Origin of the sequence: Synechococcus sp. WH 5701 (genome assembly GCF_000153045.1) — a bacterium.
Classification (GTDB): Bacteria; Cyanobacteriota; Cyanobacteriia; order PCC-6307; family Cyanobiaceae; genus Regnicoccus_A; species Regnicoccus_A antarcticus.
The window spans coordinates 457067-471355 of record NZ_CH724160.1 but is presented as its reverse complement, the minus strand read 5'-3'; the positions used below and the strand labels follow the sequence as shown (position 1 = coordinate 471355).

The window sequence follows — 14289 nt, the reverse complement described above, 5'->3', positions numbered from 1 at the left end:
CAGGACCATGCCCCGACAGCGGCTCCCGTGAAGATCGCACTGTTCACCGAAACCTTCCTGCCCAAGGTCGACGGCATCGTCACGCGTCTCACCAAGACCGTGGAACACCTGGTGCGCGCCGGGGATGAGGTGCTGCTGTTCTGCCCGGAGGGCGCCCCCTCGCTTTACATGGGAGCCCGGGTGATCGGCGTGCCGGCCCTGCCCCTGCCGCTCTACCCGGAGCTGAAGCTCGCCCTGCCCCGTCCAGCCGTGGCCGAGGCTCTGGAGGCGTTTCAGCCGGATGTGGTGCATGTGGTCAACCCGGCGGTGCTGGGCCTGGGGGGCATCTGGATGGCACGAACCCGCCAGATCCCGCTGGTGGCCAGCTATCACACCCACCTGCCCAAATACCTGGAGCACTACGGCATGGGCGTGCTGGAGCCCTTGCTCTGGGAACTGCTCAAGGCCGCCCATAACCAGGCCGTGCTCAATCTCTGCACGTCCTCGGTGATGGTGGAGGAGCTCGCTCAGCGGGGCATCCAGCACACCGCCCTCTGGCAGCGGGGTGTTGACACCGAGATGTTCAGGCCCGAGCTGCGCTCGGACGCCATGCGGCGGCGGCTGATGGGCCGCCATCCCGACAGCGACAGCCTGCTGCTGTATGTGGGTCGGCTGTCGGCCGAGAAGCAGATCGAGCGGATCCGGCCCGTGCTCGACGCCCTGCCCCAGGCCCGGCTGGCTCTGGTGGGCGACGGCCCGCACCGGGCTCAGCTGGAGAAGGTGTTCGAGGGAACCGCCACCACCTTTGTGGGTTATCTGGGCGGCGAGGAGCTGGCCGGCGCCTTTGCCAGTGCTGATGCCTTCCTCTTCCCCTCCAGCACTGAAACCCTGGGACTGGTGCTGCTGGAGGCGATGGCGGCGGGCTGTCCGGTGGTTGGTGCCAACCGGGGCGGCATCCCCGACATCGTCACCGATGGGGTCAACGGCTGTCTCTACGACCCCGACGACGACGCCTCCCTCACCGCCGCCACCCTGCGGCTGCTGGCCAGCCCCGAGCGGCGCGAGCAGCTGCGGCTGGCGGCCCGCCATGAGGCCGAGCGCTGGGGCTGGGCCGGAGCCACCGCCCAGCTTCGCCGCTTCTACCGCGATGTGGCCGGTGCTGGCCTTCAGCTGGCGGCCTGAGCCGGCTTGAACCAGGTGGCCAGCAGGGCCTTCACCATCGGCACGGCGATGGTGCCGCCGTAGCCACCACTGTTCTCGCCGAAGGCAATGATCACCAGATCGGGCTTACCGGCTGGGGCATAGCCGCCGAACCAGGCGTGATCCGGCCGCGGCGGGTCTTCGGCGGTGCCGGTCTTGCCGGCCACCGCCGGCAGCCTGGGATCGTTGAGCATGGTGGCGGTGCCGTTCGTGACCACCTCGCGCAGACCCTGGCGCAGCACCTTGAGGGTGGTGGGCTTGAGGCCGATCCAGGTCCGGGGGGTGTCCCGCTCCACCAGGTGGGGCGTGACCAGCCAGCCGCCATTGGCCACGGCCGCGTAGAGACGGGCCATCTGCAGCGGCGTCACCGAAACAGCCCCCTGACCGATCGCCGAGGTGATCGTGTCCACGGAGGTCCAGGATTCGCCCAGCACTTTCTTCTTCCAGGCCTTGTCGCCCAGCAATCCCGGACTCTCCTCATCGCGCAGCTCGATGCCGGTGTAGCTGCCATAGCCGAGGCGGCGCGCCGCCTTGAACAGCTCCTCGGAGCCCACCTTCAGCCCCAGCCGGTAGAAGAAACTGTTGCTGCTCACCGCCAGAGCGAGGGGAAAACCGATGCTGCCGAAGCTGCCGTGGTCGGCGTAGCACTGGCCGTCGTAGCAGAAGGAACCGGAGGTGGGGATGGTGGAGGTGGGGCCGTAGCGCCCCGATTCGAGGCCGGCGATCGTACTGATCAGCTTGAAGGTGCTGGCGGGAGGAAAGGCCCGCATCGCCCGGTTGAGCATGGGTGCTTCCGGGCGGTTGAGATTGTTCCACTGGGCCGTGGTGGGGCCGGTGGAGAAGATGTTGGGATCGAAGTTGGGGCGGCTCGCCATGGCGCGGATGGCGCCGGTGCGGGGATCCATGGCCACGATTGCCCCTTTCGCCACCCCATCAAGGGCCTTCTCAGCAGTGCGCTGCAATTCAAGATCCAGGGTCAGGCGCAGGTCCTTGCCGGCGCGGGCCTGCTTGTCCCCCAGCACCCGCTGCACCTGGCCCGCGGCATTCACCTCCAGCTGCTGGCCGCCCCACTCACCCCTGAGGTGGGATTCGTAGACCTGCTCCAGCCCTGTACGCCCGATGCGGTCCTGCACCCGGTAGCCCTTGTCGGCCAGCCGGGCGTATTCCTCCTCGGTGAGGCCACTGGTGTAACCGAGCACGTGCGCGGCAAGGGGGCCGCCCGGGTAGGAGCGCAGGTAGTCGACGTCTACCTCGGCGCCATCGAGATTGATCGCCTGCTCCCGGAAGCGCAGCACCTGGACGCTGCTGAGGGAACTGGCCAGCTCGATCCGGTAGCCATCACCCTGGAGCCCCTCCTTGTAGTTCTGCTCCAGCTGATCCACCGGCAGCGCCAGGAGCGCCGCCAGCTTCTCGCGCAGGGCCGGCCAGCGTTCCTTCGACACCAGCCGAGGCTGCAGGTAGAGGTTGTAGGTGAGGCGGCTGGTGGCCAGCACCTCCCCATGGCGATCGAGCAGACGGCCGCGGACAGGGTGACGGGGCACCAGGCGGATGCGGTTCTGGTCGGCCCGCAGGCGGTTTTCAGGGCCCTGGGCCAGCTGCAGCCAGGCCAGGCGGGCCCCCATCGCCGAGGCCGCCAGCACCACAACCGCCAGCAGCCAAGCCGGCTGATGGCTCATCCCCGACTGCCGCGGCGAGCCGGCCTGGAATCCGCTGGCCATCGCTTTCAGGCCCCGAGGCGGCGCTCAAGTTCCTCCAGGCGCCCGGAGACGCGCGCCAGGGCCTCCTGCAGCGCCCGCCGCTCCTCCGGCCCCGTGGGGGAGACGGGCGGCGGGCCGCTCAGATCACTGGCCGAACCAGAGGGCACGTCGCGCACCTCCACCTTCACCACAGGGTTGCCCAGCCCGGGTTGCACCTGATCGAGGCTCTCGCGCACCTTCTTAGCGGCCGCATCCCCCTCCTGACGCAGCTGCGCCAGGGGATCATCCGTGGCGGTGAAGGCCTCCACCACCTGGCGGGGTCCGCCCCGACGGGCCCGGTCGACCACGGCGATGCCGACCGGAAGCAGGTCTTCCATCAGGCTGAGCCGCAGGGCATCAAAGGGATCGGCAGCCATGGCACAACTCCTGAAGCGAACGCCGCTGGCAATCACCATCGGACCGTTTTCCCAGTCTGACGCCCAGGCGGGCGGCTGAGGGTTCAGGGGGTGCGCTGGATCCCGGGCTCGAGAATCACCGCACGGCAGAATTCGCGCGATCCCACCCACCAGCCGCCCACCACGGCCAGAGCGACGGCGGCGGTGAAGGGCAGCAGGGCCTGGCGTGTCATGTCGAGGCTGAACCACTCGCCCCAGCCGCGCAGGGCACGCTCACGATCAAACCGACGCCGTTCCCGCTGCTCCAGCTTCTGACGGCGCTGCAGCGATTTCTCAACCCAGCGCTCGAAGGCACGCTTTTTGGTGACGGCCATCTTGCGCTCCACCTCCAGCAGGTGACCGGCGCTGAGATCGGGATGGAAGGTGCTGATCAGCTCCAGGCTCTTGATGAACATCTCCACGGCGCCATCCTTGATCTGGCGGTCGCCGTCGCTGAGTTCCTCCCAGTGGACTTCCGGGTAGAAACGGCCACGGTTGGCCAGAATCTGCTCCTCCGGCAGCTGACCGGGCTCCCGCAACCAGCGGTCGGTGTTGGCATCGAAACGACGCCAGTACAGGAAAGGATTGAGGTAGATGGTTTTCCCCCCCAGCAGGATGCTGTCCTGCTGCAGGCGGCGCTGCACCTGGGGATCCTGCTGAGTGACGGCGGTCAAGGGAAACAGGCTGGGAGCCGATGGTATCGAACGCCGACCAAAGAGGCCAGCGCCGGGACTATTCCCACTCGATCGTGCCGGGGGGCTTGCTGGTGATGTCGAGCACCACCCGGTTCACCCCCTGCACCTCATTGACGATCCGGTTGGAGATGCGCTCCAGCAGGTCATAAGGCAGACGAGACCAGTCGGCGGTCATGCCGTCTTCGCTGGACACACAGCGCAGCACGATTGGATAGGCGTAGGTGCGCTTGTCGCCCATCACGCCGACGCTGCGCACCGGCAGCAGCACGGCAAAAGCCTGCCAGATCTCGTGATAGAGCCCGGCCTCCTGCACCTCCTCGCGAACGATCAGGTCGGCATCACGCAGGATGTTCAGCTTCTCGGCGCTGACCTCCCCGAGGATGCGGATGGCCAGGCCAGGTCCCGGGAAGGGGTGGCGGCGCACGATTTCCTCGGGCAAGCCGAGGCTGCGGCCCACCTTGCGCACCTCGTCCTTGAACAGGCGCCGCAGGGGTTCCACCAGCTTGAACTGCAGATCCTTGGGCAGCCCGCCCACGTTGTGGTGGCTTTTGATCTTCACCGCCACCCGCTCGCCGGTCTTGGGATCGAGGTTGGTGCCGGCCGATTCGATCACATCGGGATAGAGAGTGCCCTGGGCGAGGTAATCGAAGGGTCCGAGCCGCTTGCTTTCCTCCTCGAAGACACGGATGAATTCGGCGCCGATGATCTTGCGCTTCTGCTCCGGATCTGTGACGCCATCGAGCTTGGCAAGAAAGCGATCACGGGCATTGATGTATTCGACGCGAATGTGAAACTGCGCATCGAAGAACTCGGTGAGGAACTCCGGCTCCCCCTTGCGCATGAATCCCTGGTCGATGAACATGCAGGTGAGCTGATCTCCGATGGCCCGGTGCAACAGGAAGGCCAGCGTGGAGGAATCGACCCCGCCGGAGAGCGCCAGCAGCACCCGCTTGTCTCCAACCCGATCACGCACATCGGCAAGGGCTTCATCGATGAAGGCCGCCGTGGTCCAGTCGGGTTCACAGCCGCAGATGTGATAAACGAAGTTGCGAATCATCGCCATCCCGCCGCGGGAATGCACCACTTCAGGGTGGAACTGCACCCCGTACAAACGCCGCTGGTGATCAGCCACCGCTGCTTCCGGCGTGTTGTCGGTGTGGGCCAGACGGCTGAAGCCCGGCGGCAGGGCCTGCACCGAATCCCCATGGCTCATCCACATCGTCGAGCCGTGCTCCACGTTGGTGAGCAGATCGACCGGGTCATCCACGTAGAGGGGCGCCTTGCCGTACTCGCCGCGGCCGGCGGCTTCCACCTGACCGCCGAGCTGCTGAACCATCAGCTGCATGCCGTAGCAGACCCCCAGCACCGGGATCCCCAGGCTCCAGATGGCTGGATCGCACAGGGGTGCCCCCTCGTCGTACACCGAGTTGGGGCCGCCGCTGAGGATGATTCCCTTCGGCGCCAGCCGTTTGATGTCCTCCACGCTGGTGGCATACCCCAGCACCAGGGAATACACCTCGGTTTCCCGCACGCGACGGGCAATCAGCTCGGAATACTGGGAGCCGAAATCGAGGATGACGATCGCCGGCAGACGTGAGCTTTCGGGCTGCTCGGTCGAGGGGGACGGGTGGGACATAACGACCGAATGACGGCCTGCCTGGCCTTTGGGGGTCACCCTAGGTCGTGCCGGAAAGCCTCCAGCAGCTCATGTCCGCAGGGGCCTGACACCCGCAGCTGCCGCTGCCGATCGAAGAGCGCCGCACCGATCCGCATGCTGAAGCGGCCGTAGCGGGCCAGGTAGGCCTGGCTGCGGGTCTCGATCGCCAGCGCCAGCCGCGCCTCGATCCGGGCTGCCAGCGGCCCGTCGAGCTCCTTCAATTCCGCCAGGGCCGCCTCCACCGTGGGCGCCGCGAACAGCCGCTGCAGCTCAGGACCGCCCATGCCTTCGAGGGCCGCCAGGGCCGTGAGCACCTCGGCGCGACCATCGGCCAGGTGGTGGTGGGTGTGGAAGATCCCGCCCGCCAGCTTGATCAACTTGCCGTGATAGCCGAACAGCAGCAGCCGCTCGACGCCGGCTTCTGCCGCCGCCACGATCAGTGGACCGAGCCAGTTGCCGGCCTTGAGCAGCAGGCCGGCGGGCAGCCCGAGCCGGGGAGCCAGATCGAGCCCGTTCTCGCCGATCACCAGCACCAGATCCCTGGGGTGGGGCGAGTGCGGCCACTGGCGCAGGGTCTCCAGGCACTGCTCGAGCCGATCGGGGGCGGCGCTGCGCTGCACCACGGCCTGGGTCCCGATCAGGGCCAGACCATCCACCACCCCGAAGGCTTCATTGCTGGTGCGGCCAGCGAGCTCCCGGCCCCGGGGGAACACCAGCTGGAGCTGCAGACCGCGGCCGGCTGGCACCAGGGGCAGAAGGTTGACCTCCAGCAGCTGGCGGGCATAGGCCGAGAGGCACAGCTCCCGGCTGCCGGCCAGCACGCCCAGCCCCTCCCCCGCCTCCAGAAGCAGCCGCTGGGATGGCTCTGCCCCCTGCGGAGGATCCCACCAGCTGGCCCGAACCCACACCAGCAAACCCCGGGTGAGATCCAGGCCATCGCCCGGATCACAGCGGGCCATGCCCAGGGCCTGACCATCGCCGATGGCGGCGGCGGCCTCCACCGGCACCAGCTCGACGCCGGCCGGCTCCAGCAGCTCCAGCGGCTGCGCCTCACTGGAGCCCCTGAGCGCCGTCACGCCGAGCGCAAGGCCCTCGCCCTCGGCCTCCAGCAGCGCCTCCAGGGCTGCGCGGGCTGCCGCCGCCACCCAGACCGGCAGGGTGAAGGGTGTCGCTTCGGTCATCGGCAAGGGGATGGCTGCGGTGTTGGTCGATGAGCGGGGCCGGGGAGCAGGGACCTTGGTTTTTTAAGGTGGTGGATTGGGCCGCCGCGCCCGCCCCCCCCAGCGCCCCCCATGCAGGACAAGCTCACCCTGATGATCCCCGGTCCCACGCCGGTGCCGGAGACCGTCCTGCTGGCCATGAGCCGCCACCCGATCGGCCATCGCAGCGGCGAATTCCAGGCAATCGTGAAGCGCACCACCGCGCAGCTCAAGTGGCTGCACCAGACCCAAGGTGATGTGCTGGCCCTCACCGGCAGCGGCACCGCCGCCATGGAGGCGGGCATCATCAACGTGCTGAGCCGGGGCGACAAGGTCCTCTGCGGGGACAACGGCAAGTTCGGCGAGCGCTGGGTGAAGGTGGCCAGGGCCTATGGCCTGGAGGTGGAGGTGATCCGCGCCGACTGGGGCCAGCCCCTGGATCCGGAGGCCTTCCGCCTGGCCCTCGAAGCCGACAGCGAGAAGCAGATCCGCGCGGTGATCCTCACCCATTCGGAAACCTCCACCGGGGTGATCAACGACCTGGAGACGATCGCCCGCCATGTTCATGCCCATGGCCAGGCCCTGGTGGTGGCTGACTGCGTCACCAGCCTGGGGGCCTGCCCGGTGCCGGTGGATGCCTGGGGCCTGGATGTGGTGGGCTCGGGCTCCCAGAAGGGTTACATGATGCCGCCGGGCCTGGCTTTCGTGGCGATGAGCGAACGCGCCTGGGAGGCTCACAAGCGCTCCGATCTGCCCAAGTTCTACCTGGATCTGGGCAAGTACCGGAAATCAGCCGCCGCCGATAGCAACCCCTTCACGCCTCCGGTGACGCTCTATTACGCCCTGGAAGCCGCCCTGGGCATGATGGAGCAGGAAGGACTGGACGCCATCTTCGCCCGCCATTCCCGGCTGCAGCGGGCCACCCAAGCGGCCATGCGTGCCATCGGTCTGCCCCTTTACGCCGCTGAAGGCCACGGCAGCCCGGCGATCACGGCGGTGGCCCCTGAGGGCCTGGACGCTGAGGTGCTGCGCAAGAAGATCAAGGAGCGCTACGACATCCTGCTGGCGGGCGGTCAGGACCACCTCAAAGGCAAGGTATTCCGCATCGGCCACCTGGGCTTTGTCTGCGACCGTGACGTGCTCACGGCGGTGGCCGCCATTGAGGCGACCCTGCAGGAGCTGGGGGCTGCCCGTCAGCCGGTGGGGGCAGGCCTGGCCGCGGCGGCCCGGGAACTGGCGGCCTGAGAGCCTAGACCGAGGGTGAGGGCTGAAGCTTCAGCCCTCACCTGTTCACCCTTTGCTAGGGTGAAGAAATGCGGGTGTAATTCAGTGGTAGAATGTCAGCTTCCCAAGCTGAACGTCGCCGGTTCGAGTCCGGTCACCCGCTTGAGTCTGAGATGAATTCATTTTCAGAGCCTTGGCTCTGAATGAAGAGCACTGAAGCAGGCTCTCAGGATCTGGGCTTGATCACCTGGAGAATCTGGGGGCCGATACTGCCGGCTCGGCGCTCGCAATCGAGGGATTTGAGTACAGCCTGGGCCGCTTCGACGAGATCACCACGTTGGGCAGCAGCTTCGGCACGGGATTCATGCTTGGCCGCATCGCGGAGGAACTGGCTTCGTTGCTCTGATCCTTGTGACATGGCGATCGAAGATCGCGTTTGAACCGCAAGCACAACAACAGATCAATCTTCAACCACCTTAACGCTTGAGCGAGAAGTTGGCTTGAAAGAGAGAGGAATCCAGACAGGAAGAGACAATTTCAGCTGTCAGGTGCCTGGCTCTTCGCCCAGACCACCGATGGCATCGATCTGGGAGCGCAGCTGGCCCGCCCGGCTGCTGTCCCCACGGCTGATGGCGATGGCCAAGGCGAATTCCAGCTTCTCAAGCTGATGGCCACCTTCGATGTAGCCAGGGCGGTGGATGGTGGACTGAGGCGCCAACGACCCCCCGTTCCGGGGCAGGGGGCAGGCCGGATAGGTGTTGGCCATGGTTGTTTTTCTTTTCATTCTGCCACCCAGAAGCAGGTCACCGCCAGCTTGAGTGATATTGGTCTGAACGAAGCGTGGAACCCAGCCCGCCAGGTGGAGCAAACGCCCTAGGCGGCCAGGTCCAGCTCCTGCGGCGGGGCAGGCTCGACAGCCAACGGAGCGGACACCGGGGCTGACGTCTCGAGCAGCTGGCGGCAGTCCCGCAGCAGCACCTCCACATTGGAGAGAGCCTGGAGCTGATCGGGCTCCGGCTGCTGGTCTTCCTCCAGCGCCATCTCCAGCAGACCAAGCCGTTGCTCCAGGTGCACCAGCCGGTGCGACAAGGCCGCCACCGTCTGGGCGAGATCTTCCGCCGTGCGGGTGATGCGGAACGACACCGATTCAGGGGCCATGGCAATCGAACCAAGAAGGCCGATCACAACACAGAACCGCCCACCGCTCAAGCCATCTCCCAGACTGAGTCGTCCTGGCGTCACCTGCGGCCATGTCCAGCCTGGCCACTCTGGCGATCTACCTCCTGGCCGGCCTGGGCGGTGGCTTGCTCGCCCTGCGAACGGGGATTCCAGCGGCGCCCCTGGCGGGAGCCCTGCTCGGTGCGGGGCTGGTGAGCATGAGCGGGCGATGGGATGTGGCCCACTGGCCCCCTGGGACCCGCACGGGCCTTGAGATCGCCATCGGCACGGTGATCGGCACCGGCCTCACCAGCGCAGCGCTGACGGAACTGCGGCAACTGTGGCGGCCGGCGATCCTGATCACCGTCACCCTGGTGGCCACCGGCCTGGTGGTTGGCCTCTGGAGCAGCCGGCTGCTGGGGGTGAGTCCGATCATCACCCTGCTGGGGGCTGCCCCCGGAGGCATCAGCGGCATGAGCCTGGTGGGCACTGAATTCGGTGTCGGTGCCGCCGTAGCTGCCCTTCACGCGGTGCGGCTGATCACGGTGCTGCTGGTGGTGCCCATGGTAATCAGGCTGGTGCTGTCATTCACAGCTGGTCATTCCTCCAGTTGACAAGCGCCAGTGCCTCCCCCTCGACAGTTCGGAGTCGACCGATACGTTGGTGCCCGATGCCTGGCTCCACGAACCGATTCGATGCTCTCCCGTCTCCTCTGCCCCTTCTCAACTTCAACGGCGCCGGCCAGAGACCGTAGCCGCAGGCTGAGATCGGCCCTGCGGGGGATCCTGGTGCCCGCCCTGCTGCTCCTGGCGAGTCCTCTGCCCCTGCTGAGCCAACCGACGCGGCTGGCCCAGGTCAGTCAGCCGGACCCCAGCGATCCAGGCAACAAGGGCGCAGAGGTGTACTGCTTCATGCGCAAGGCCGGCAATGACCACGAGGTGAGCTGGACCGCCGCCTACGCCCTGATCAAGCGCCAGAGCGCCAGTCTGTTCAAGACCTCGCCTGAACATGCCGCCGTGATGATCACCGAGGCCGTGGTGAAATCCCCCGATGCCTTCCCCGACTGCGGCCGCTTCATCGGAGCCCTCTATGGCAGTGAAAAACCCGCGCCACTGAGGACCGACATCCCAGCAAGTGGAAGCACTGGTCCTGTTCCCATCCCCAGCGGCGGCGGAACCACTCGCAATGACCGCTATTCCTACTGATTCCCTTTGCGCTGAATCCCCTCGGGCCCTCTGGTGCGCTCTGGCGCTGACCCTGGCCCTGGCCGGTTGTACCGCGGCGCCCCCCCCGACCACGGAATCGCCACGGCTGCGCCAGGACGAATGCCTCGATGAGGTCAAGGTTGATCGGCTCGATCAGGCCCTGGAGCGCTGCGACAAGGTGGTGAGCACCTTCCCGCTTGAGGCCCGTCCCCTCAGTGACCGCTTCGTGATCCACACCCTCAGGGGCGAGCAGGCCAGGGCCTGCCAGGACATCGACAAGGCGGCGGAGCTGCTCAAGGCCACCAGCAACGGAAACCCCTCGAAGGATGCCGGCGATCCCCAGCTGGTCACCGACATCCGTGTGCGCCAGGAAAGCTGCCGCGACATTCCGGCGGCGGCGGCCCCCTGACTCACCAGGCCTCCAGTAACTGGCGCACCATCGCCGGCAGGGCCTGGCGGCGCAGGATCGCCTGACGGCCACCGAGGGCCAGGGCAATCCGCTCGGCCTTGCTGGCGATCAGCCCATCCACCAGCTGATCGGCCACCCCCAGCTGCAGCCAGTGGGCGGTGAGGGGACCGGCCATGCCGATGCGATGGGCCCGGTCCTCCGCCTGCTCGGTGTCGCCCGGGGTCCAGGGCCTCTCCAGCAGCACAACGTGACTGGCGCGGTGCAGGGTGAAGCCAAGGCCCGCGACTGCGAAGGTGGCCACCAGCAACGGCACCCGGCCCGCCTGGAAGCGCTCCACCTGGCGCTGCCGCTCCGGTGGCTTGAGACGGCCCGTGAGCACGGCACCACCCAGGCTCGCGGCCAGCCGCTCGGCAGGAGCCACGAAGGCCGTGAACACCACCACCGCGGCTCCACCCACGAGCAACTGCGTGACCAGAGCCTGGGCCGCCGGCACCTTGTAGGCCGCGCCGATCTGCCTGAGGGCCGTGAGCATCGCCAGGGATTCAGCGTCGCGGCGCACCTCGCCGCGGGCGGCCCGCAGGCGGTAGTTCTCCACCCGCTGCTGCAGCTCATGCTCAAACCCCTGGGCCTGGCTGGCGTTGAGCGCCACGGGGCAGATCAGGCGTTGTTTGGGGGGAAGGTCGAGGCAATCCTGCTTGCGCCGATGCAGCACCAACGGCTGAATCAGCCGGTGCAGGTCCTCCAGACGTTCAGCCCCGCTGGCCTGCCAGTGGCGGCGCCCGCCGCTTTCACGCCAATGGCCCTGGCAATAGGTCTGCTCAAAGCTGAGCTGATCCCGGCCGAGGGGATGATCGATCGCCGCCAGCAGGGGGAAGAGCTGCCGCGGGCGGCCGTTCTTCATCGGGGTGCCGCTCAGGAGCCAGATCGCCCGCAGGCGCGGGTGACGGGCCAGGCGCAGCAGGGCCCGGGTACGGGCCGCCGCCAGGTTCTGGGCGAAATGGGCCTCATCCACGAGCAGCACGGTGCCGGCAGGGGGCAGCTCCGCCGGCAACCGCGCCCAGCTGAACAGCTCCACAGCCAGTTCAAGGGCCAGGGACTCCTGCCTCCAGAAGCCGTGCAGACCCACCGGGGCCACCACGGCAATGCGGCAGTCGGCGCAACGGGAGAGGGCGCGGGCTGCCACCAGGGCTGTGAGGGTCTTGCCCAGGCCCATCGCATGGGCCAGGACAGCCCCACGGCGAGCCAGCAACCAGCGGGCCGCCGTGCGCTGGTGGCTGAAGAGCTGCCGCCCGTCCGGCAGGGGGGCCTCCAGCTGGGCAGCCGCCACCAACTCACGATGCGGCGGCAGGGGGGGCAGTGGCTGGCGCAGCCAGGCCATCCACTGGGCCAGGCCGGGCTCGATCGCAAAGCGCGCGCCCAGCAGAGCCTGCAACTGGCCTGCGGCCTCGAGCGGAAACTCCCAGCAATGGCGCTGGGCACGCCAGCGGCCCGCCGGCCTGATCCGGCGCAACTGGGCCTGGGTGACCGGATCGAACGGGGAGATCACCTCGATCAGGCCGCAGGACCCAAGCTGCAGCAGGCAGCGCGGCTGAGTCCCTCGCGTGGCTCGCAGGGACACCGACGCGCGTCCGTCATTGGAGTTGAAGTCTAGTCAGCTTGGCGCCGTGAACAAGCCTTGGCGATCAGCTTGAAAAAATGAAGTCGTCGACACATTGACAGACCAGAAGCCATGGGCAAACTGTCCGCAACCGAGGCATGGGAATGCAGGTCAGGGATGCGGTCTTCCTTGAGGATCTCTGCCCCAAGTTGCGTGTCAGACGCTGGAGACAATCCCTGCACAAACAGACCCAAAATCGTTGTATTTATTGTGGCAATCGTTCCGAGTCAATTGATCATCTGATGCCGCGCTGCCGCGGCGGGCTGAGTGTGACCGAAAACTGCGTTCCCGCCTGCCTGGCCTGCAACGGCCACAAAAGCGACGCCGACGCCTTCGACTGGTACCGGCGTCAGCGCTTCTACGATCCACGCCGGGCGATGGCGATCCGGGCCTGGATGGATGGCGACCTGCGCCTGGCCATACGCCTGTTGCAGTGGGCCACTCCCGAGCCAGCAGCAGCAACCCAGTCCTCAGACCTGCCCCAGAGGCCGGCCATGACCCTGCAGGCGGCCTGAAGCCAAGACCCCTTCACCAGACGCGGCAGGCGGCTGGCCCGTTGTGGCGCTCGCAGACGGCCGCGAGCTGCTCGGGCTGTTCGGGAGCCACCAGGGCGGCCGTGAGCACGAGAGCCACCACCAACAGTGGAAGAGCCCCCAAGGCACGGGGGAGGCTCCACGGACGGACCCGGCCTGGGCGGCCCAGGCTCGCGGGGAGAAGACGGGGTGTAGAGAAGCAGGAGGCGGCCATCAATGGAATCGAGCAGTGATACAGGTGTACTCATGGTGAGTGCTGTTGTCAACCGCAGCCCCTGGAAGGGGGCCTCCGGCCGGATGCTGGTGCTGGGGGGCGGCTACAGCGGCCAGCGCTTCGCCTCGGCTGTGGCCGCCACTGGCATGCCGGTGCTGATCAGCCACCGCCCCGATGGCCATCCCGTGCTCGGGGAGGGGATCAGCTCAGTGGCCTTCGCCAGCGAGCTCAGGCCGGGAATCGAGCCCGCAGCCCTGGAGAACGTGACCCATGTGCTGGTGACGGTTCCCCCTGGCCGTGACGGCAAGGATCCGGTACTGGAAAGCCTCGGCCCGATCCTGGCCGGCCTGCCGCTGCAATGGCTGGGCTACCTCTCCACCTCCGGGGTCTATGGCGATCGCGGCGGCGCCTGGGTCCAGGAAAGCGATTCCCCCACACCGGGACTGGCCCGCAGCCGGGCAAGGCTGGCCTGCGAACAGGCCTGGGAGGCCAGTGGTCTACCCCTGCAGGTGTTCCGCCTGCCGGCGATCTACGGGCCGGGACGCTGCCCGTTCAACGGCCTGCGCGCCGGCAGCAGCCGCCTGATCCACAAACCCGCCCAGGTGTTCAGCCGCATCCACGTCGATGACATCACTGGTGCTCTGCTGCACAACCTCGCCCTGCCCAGTGCCCAGAGGCCGGCACTACTGAACGTGGCGGATGACAGGCCCTGCCCTTCAAGTGAAACCCTGGGCTACGCCGCCCACCTGCTGAACTGCAAACTACCTGAGGTGGAGTCCTATGGGCGGATCCAGGAGAGCCTCAGTCCAATGGCCCGCAGCTTCTGGAGCGAGAACCGGCGGACCAGCAACAGGCGGCTGAGCGTCGAGCTCGGTTACCGGCTGCGCTATCCCAGCTACCGGGAAGGATTCAGGGCTTCCCTGCTGGAGGAACAGGCCGTTCAGCGAGGGGCTGGCTCCACCTCCTCAGGGCACACCGGCGCGGCCAGCGGCTGAAGATTGGTGAGGCTGGGAATGTTCAGGTCACCC

16 protein-coding genes and 1 tRNA gene are annotated in these 14289 nt (G+C 67.3%); 8 read left to right on the top strand and 9 right to left on the bottom strand.

What is annotated here, in order from left to right:
• Positions 1 to 27 precede the first annotated feature (27 nt).
• Positions 28 to 1161: a glycosyltransferase family 1 protein gene (locus WH5701_RS12430; protein WP_006172769.1), complete on the top strand. Its 1134-nt coding sequence runs from the start codon at positions 28 to 30 to the stop codon at positions 1159 to 1161.
• Here the strand turns inward: WH5701_RS12430 and mrdA are convergent.
• The 5 genes from mrdA to cbiD all read right to left on the bottom strand — a co-directional run bounded on the left by mrdA (position 1146) and on the right by cbiD (position 6843).
• Positions 1146 to 2897, bottom strand: a complete 1752-nt coding sequence (gene mrdA / locus WH5701_RS12425; RefSeq protein ID WP_006172768.1) for a penicillin-binding protein 2 — start codon at positions 2895 to 2897, stop codon at positions 1146 to 1148. The genes WH5701_RS12430 and mrdA overlap by 16 nt on opposite strands.
• A gap of 5 nt (positions 2898 to 2902) precedes the next feature.
• Positions 2903 to 3292: a hypothetical protein gene (locus tag WH5701_RS12420; RefSeq protein ID WP_006172767.1), complete on the bottom strand. Its 390-nt coding sequence runs from the start codon at positions 3290 to 3292 to the stop codon at positions 2903 to 2905.
• An 83-nt stretch (positions 3293 to 3375) separates the two neighbouring features.
• The gene (locus tag WH5701_RS12415) at positions 3376 to 3984 is read right to left on the bottom strand and encodes a hypothetical protein (protein WP_006172766.1); all 609 of its coding nucleotides are present in this window, start codon (positions 3982 to 3984) and stop codon (positions 3376 to 3378) included.
• A gap of 58 nt (positions 3985 to 4042) precedes the next feature.
• Positions 4043 to 5641 carry a glutamine-hydrolyzing GMP synthase gene (gene guaA, locus WH5701_RS12410; protein ID WP_006172765.1) on the bottom strand — a complete coding sequence of 533 codons (1599 nt, stop codon included), beginning with the start codon at positions 5639 to 5641 and terminating at the stop codon, positions 4043 to 4045.
• A gap of 35 nt (positions 5642 to 5676) precedes the next feature.
• Complete coding sequence (gene cbiD, locus WH5701_RS12405) at positions 5677 to 6843, bottom strand: cobalt-precorrin-5B (C(1))-methyltransferase CbiD (protein WP_006172764.1); 1167 nt, start codon at positions 6841 to 6843, stop codon at positions 5677 to 5679.
• A gap of 111 nt (positions 6844 to 6954) precedes the next feature.
• Here cbiD and WH5701_RS12400 point away from each other — a divergent pair, with 111 nt between their 5' ends.
• Entirely contained in the window at positions 6955 to 8106 is a 1152-nt protein-coding gene (locus tag WH5701_RS12400) for an alanine--glyoxylate aminotransferase family protein (RefSeq protein WP_006172763.1), read from the top strand.
• Positions 8107 to 8176: 70 nt separating this feature from the next.
• Positions 8177 to 8248, top strand: a tRNA-Gly gene (locus WH5701_RS12395).
• A 381-nt stretch (positions 8249 to 8629) separates the two neighbouring features.
• On the opposite strand, the gene WH5701_RS12385 is transcribed toward WH5701_RS12395, so the two are convergent.
• Together WH5701_RS12385 and WH5701_RS12380 are read right to left on the bottom strand one after the other, a co-directional pair.
• Positions 8630 to 8851 (bottom strand): hypothetical protein, encoded by a 222-nt coding sequence (locus tag WH5701_RS12385; protein ID WP_006172761.1) that lies wholly within the window; start codon positions 8849 to 8851, stop codon positions 8630 to 8632.
• Positions 8852 to 8958: 107 nt separating this feature from the next.
• Positions 8959 to 9243, bottom strand: a complete 285-nt coding sequence (locus WH5701_RS12380; protein ID WP_006172760.1) for a hypothetical protein — start codon at positions 9241 to 9243, stop codon at positions 8959 to 8961.
• Positions 9244 to 9335: 92 nt separating this feature from the next.
• Between WH5701_RS12380 and WH5701_RS12375 the strand changes: the two genes are divergently transcribed.
• The 3 genes from WH5701_RS12375 (at position 9336) to WH5701_RS12365 (ending at position 10857) form a co-directional block, all read left to right on the top strand.
• The gene (locus WH5701_RS12375; protein WP_006172759.1) at positions 9336 to 9857 is read left to right on the top strand and encodes an AbrB family transcriptional regulator; all 522 of its coding nucleotides are present in this window, start codon (positions 9336 to 9338) and stop codon (positions 9855 to 9857) included.
• 174 nt (positions 9858 to 10031) lie between these two features.
• Positions 10032 to 10448 (top strand): DUF6554 family protein, encoded by a 417-nt coding sequence (locus tag WH5701_RS17730; RefSeq protein WP_006172758.1) that lies wholly within the window; start codon positions 10032 to 10034, stop codon positions 10446 to 10448.
• Complete coding sequence (locus tag WH5701_RS12365) at positions 10429 to 10857, top strand: hypothetical protein (protein WP_006172757.1); 429 nt, start codon at positions 10429 to 10431, stop codon at positions 10855 to 10857. The genes WH5701_RS17730 and WH5701_RS12365 overlap by 20 nt, the downstream gene beginning before the upstream one ends.
• A gap of 1 nt (position 10858) precedes the next feature.
• Here the strand turns inward: WH5701_RS12365 and WH5701_RS12360 are convergent, their stop codons facing one another.
• Positions 10859 to 12475 (bottom strand): DEAD/DEAH box helicase, encoded by a 1617-nt coding sequence (locus tag WH5701_RS12360; RefSeq protein ID WP_006172756.1) that lies wholly within the window; start codon positions 12473 to 12475, stop codon positions 10859 to 10861.
• A 143-nt stretch (positions 12476 to 12618) separates the two neighbouring features.
• On the opposite strand from WH5701_RS12360, the gene WH5701_RS12355 reads away from it, so the two are divergent.
• Positions 12619 to 13029 (top strand): HNH endonuclease, encoded by a 411-nt coding sequence (locus WH5701_RS12355; RefSeq protein ID WP_037981069.1) that lies wholly within the window; start codon positions 12619 to 12621, stop codon positions 13027 to 13029.
• 13 nt (positions 13030 to 13042) lie between these two features.
• Here the strand turns inward: WH5701_RS12355 and WH5701_RS18650 are convergent, their stop codons facing one another.
• Positions 13043 to 13171: a hypothetical protein gene (locus WH5701_RS18650; protein ID WP_255143852.1), complete on the bottom strand. Its 129-nt coding sequence runs from the start codon at positions 13169 to 13171 to the stop codon at positions 13043 to 13045.
• A 122-nt stretch (positions 13172 to 13293) separates the two neighbouring features.
• Here WH5701_RS18650 and WH5701_RS12345 point away from each other — a divergent pair, with 122 nt between their 5' ends.
• On the top strand, positions 13294 to 14256 hold the full coding sequence (locus tag WH5701_RS12345; protein WP_006172753.1) for a hypothetical protein: 963 nt from the start codon (positions 13294 to 13296) through the stop codon (positions 14254 to 14256).
• The last annotated feature ends 33 nt before the right edge of the window (positions 14257 to 14289 follow it).

Coding starts and splice junctions, on each gene's coding strand:
- cbiD (WP_006172764.1), bottom strand. CDS start 6,843: ATGACCGAAGCGACACCCTTCACCCTGCCGGTCTGGGTGGCGGCGGCA.
- WH5701_RS12420 (WP_006172767.1), bottom strand. CDS start 3,292: ATGGCTGCCGATCCCTTTGATGCCCTGCGGCTCAGCCTGATGGAAGAC.
- WH5701_RS12345 (WP_006172753.1), top strand. CDS start 13,294: ATGGTGAGTGCTGTTGTCAACCGCAGCCCCTGGAAGGGGGCCTCCGGC.
- WH5701_RS12380 (WP_006172760.1), bottom strand. CDS start 9,243: ATGGCCCCTGAATCGGTGTCGTTCCGCATCACCCGCACGGCGGAAGAT.
- mrdA (WP_006172768.1), bottom strand. CDS start 2,897: ATGGCCAGCGGATTCCAGGCCGGCTCGCCGCGGCAGTCGGGGATGAGC.
- WH5701_RS12375 (WP_006172759.1), top strand. CDS start 9,336: ATGTCCAGCCTGGCCACTCTGGCGATCTACCTCCTGGCCGGCCTGGGC.
- WH5701_RS12400 (WP_006172763.1), top strand. CDS start 6,955: ATGCAGGACAAGCTCACCCTGATGATCCCCGGTCCCACGCCGGTGCCG.
- WH5701_RS12385 (WP_006172761.1), bottom strand. CDS start 8,851: ATGGCCAACACCTATCCGGCCTGCCCCCTGCCCCGGAACGGGGGGTCG.
- WH5701_RS12355 (WP_037981069.1), top strand. CDS start 12,619: ATGCAGGTCAGGGATGCGGTCTTCCTTGAGGATCTCTGCCCCAAGTTG.
- guaA (WP_006172765.1), bottom strand. CDS start 5,641: ATGTCCCACCCGTCCCCCTCGACCGAGCAGCCCGAAAGCTCACGTCTG.
- WH5701_RS12365 (WP_006172757.1), top strand. CDS start 10,429: ATGACCGCTATTCCTACTGATTCCCTTTGCGCTGAATCCCCTCGGGCC.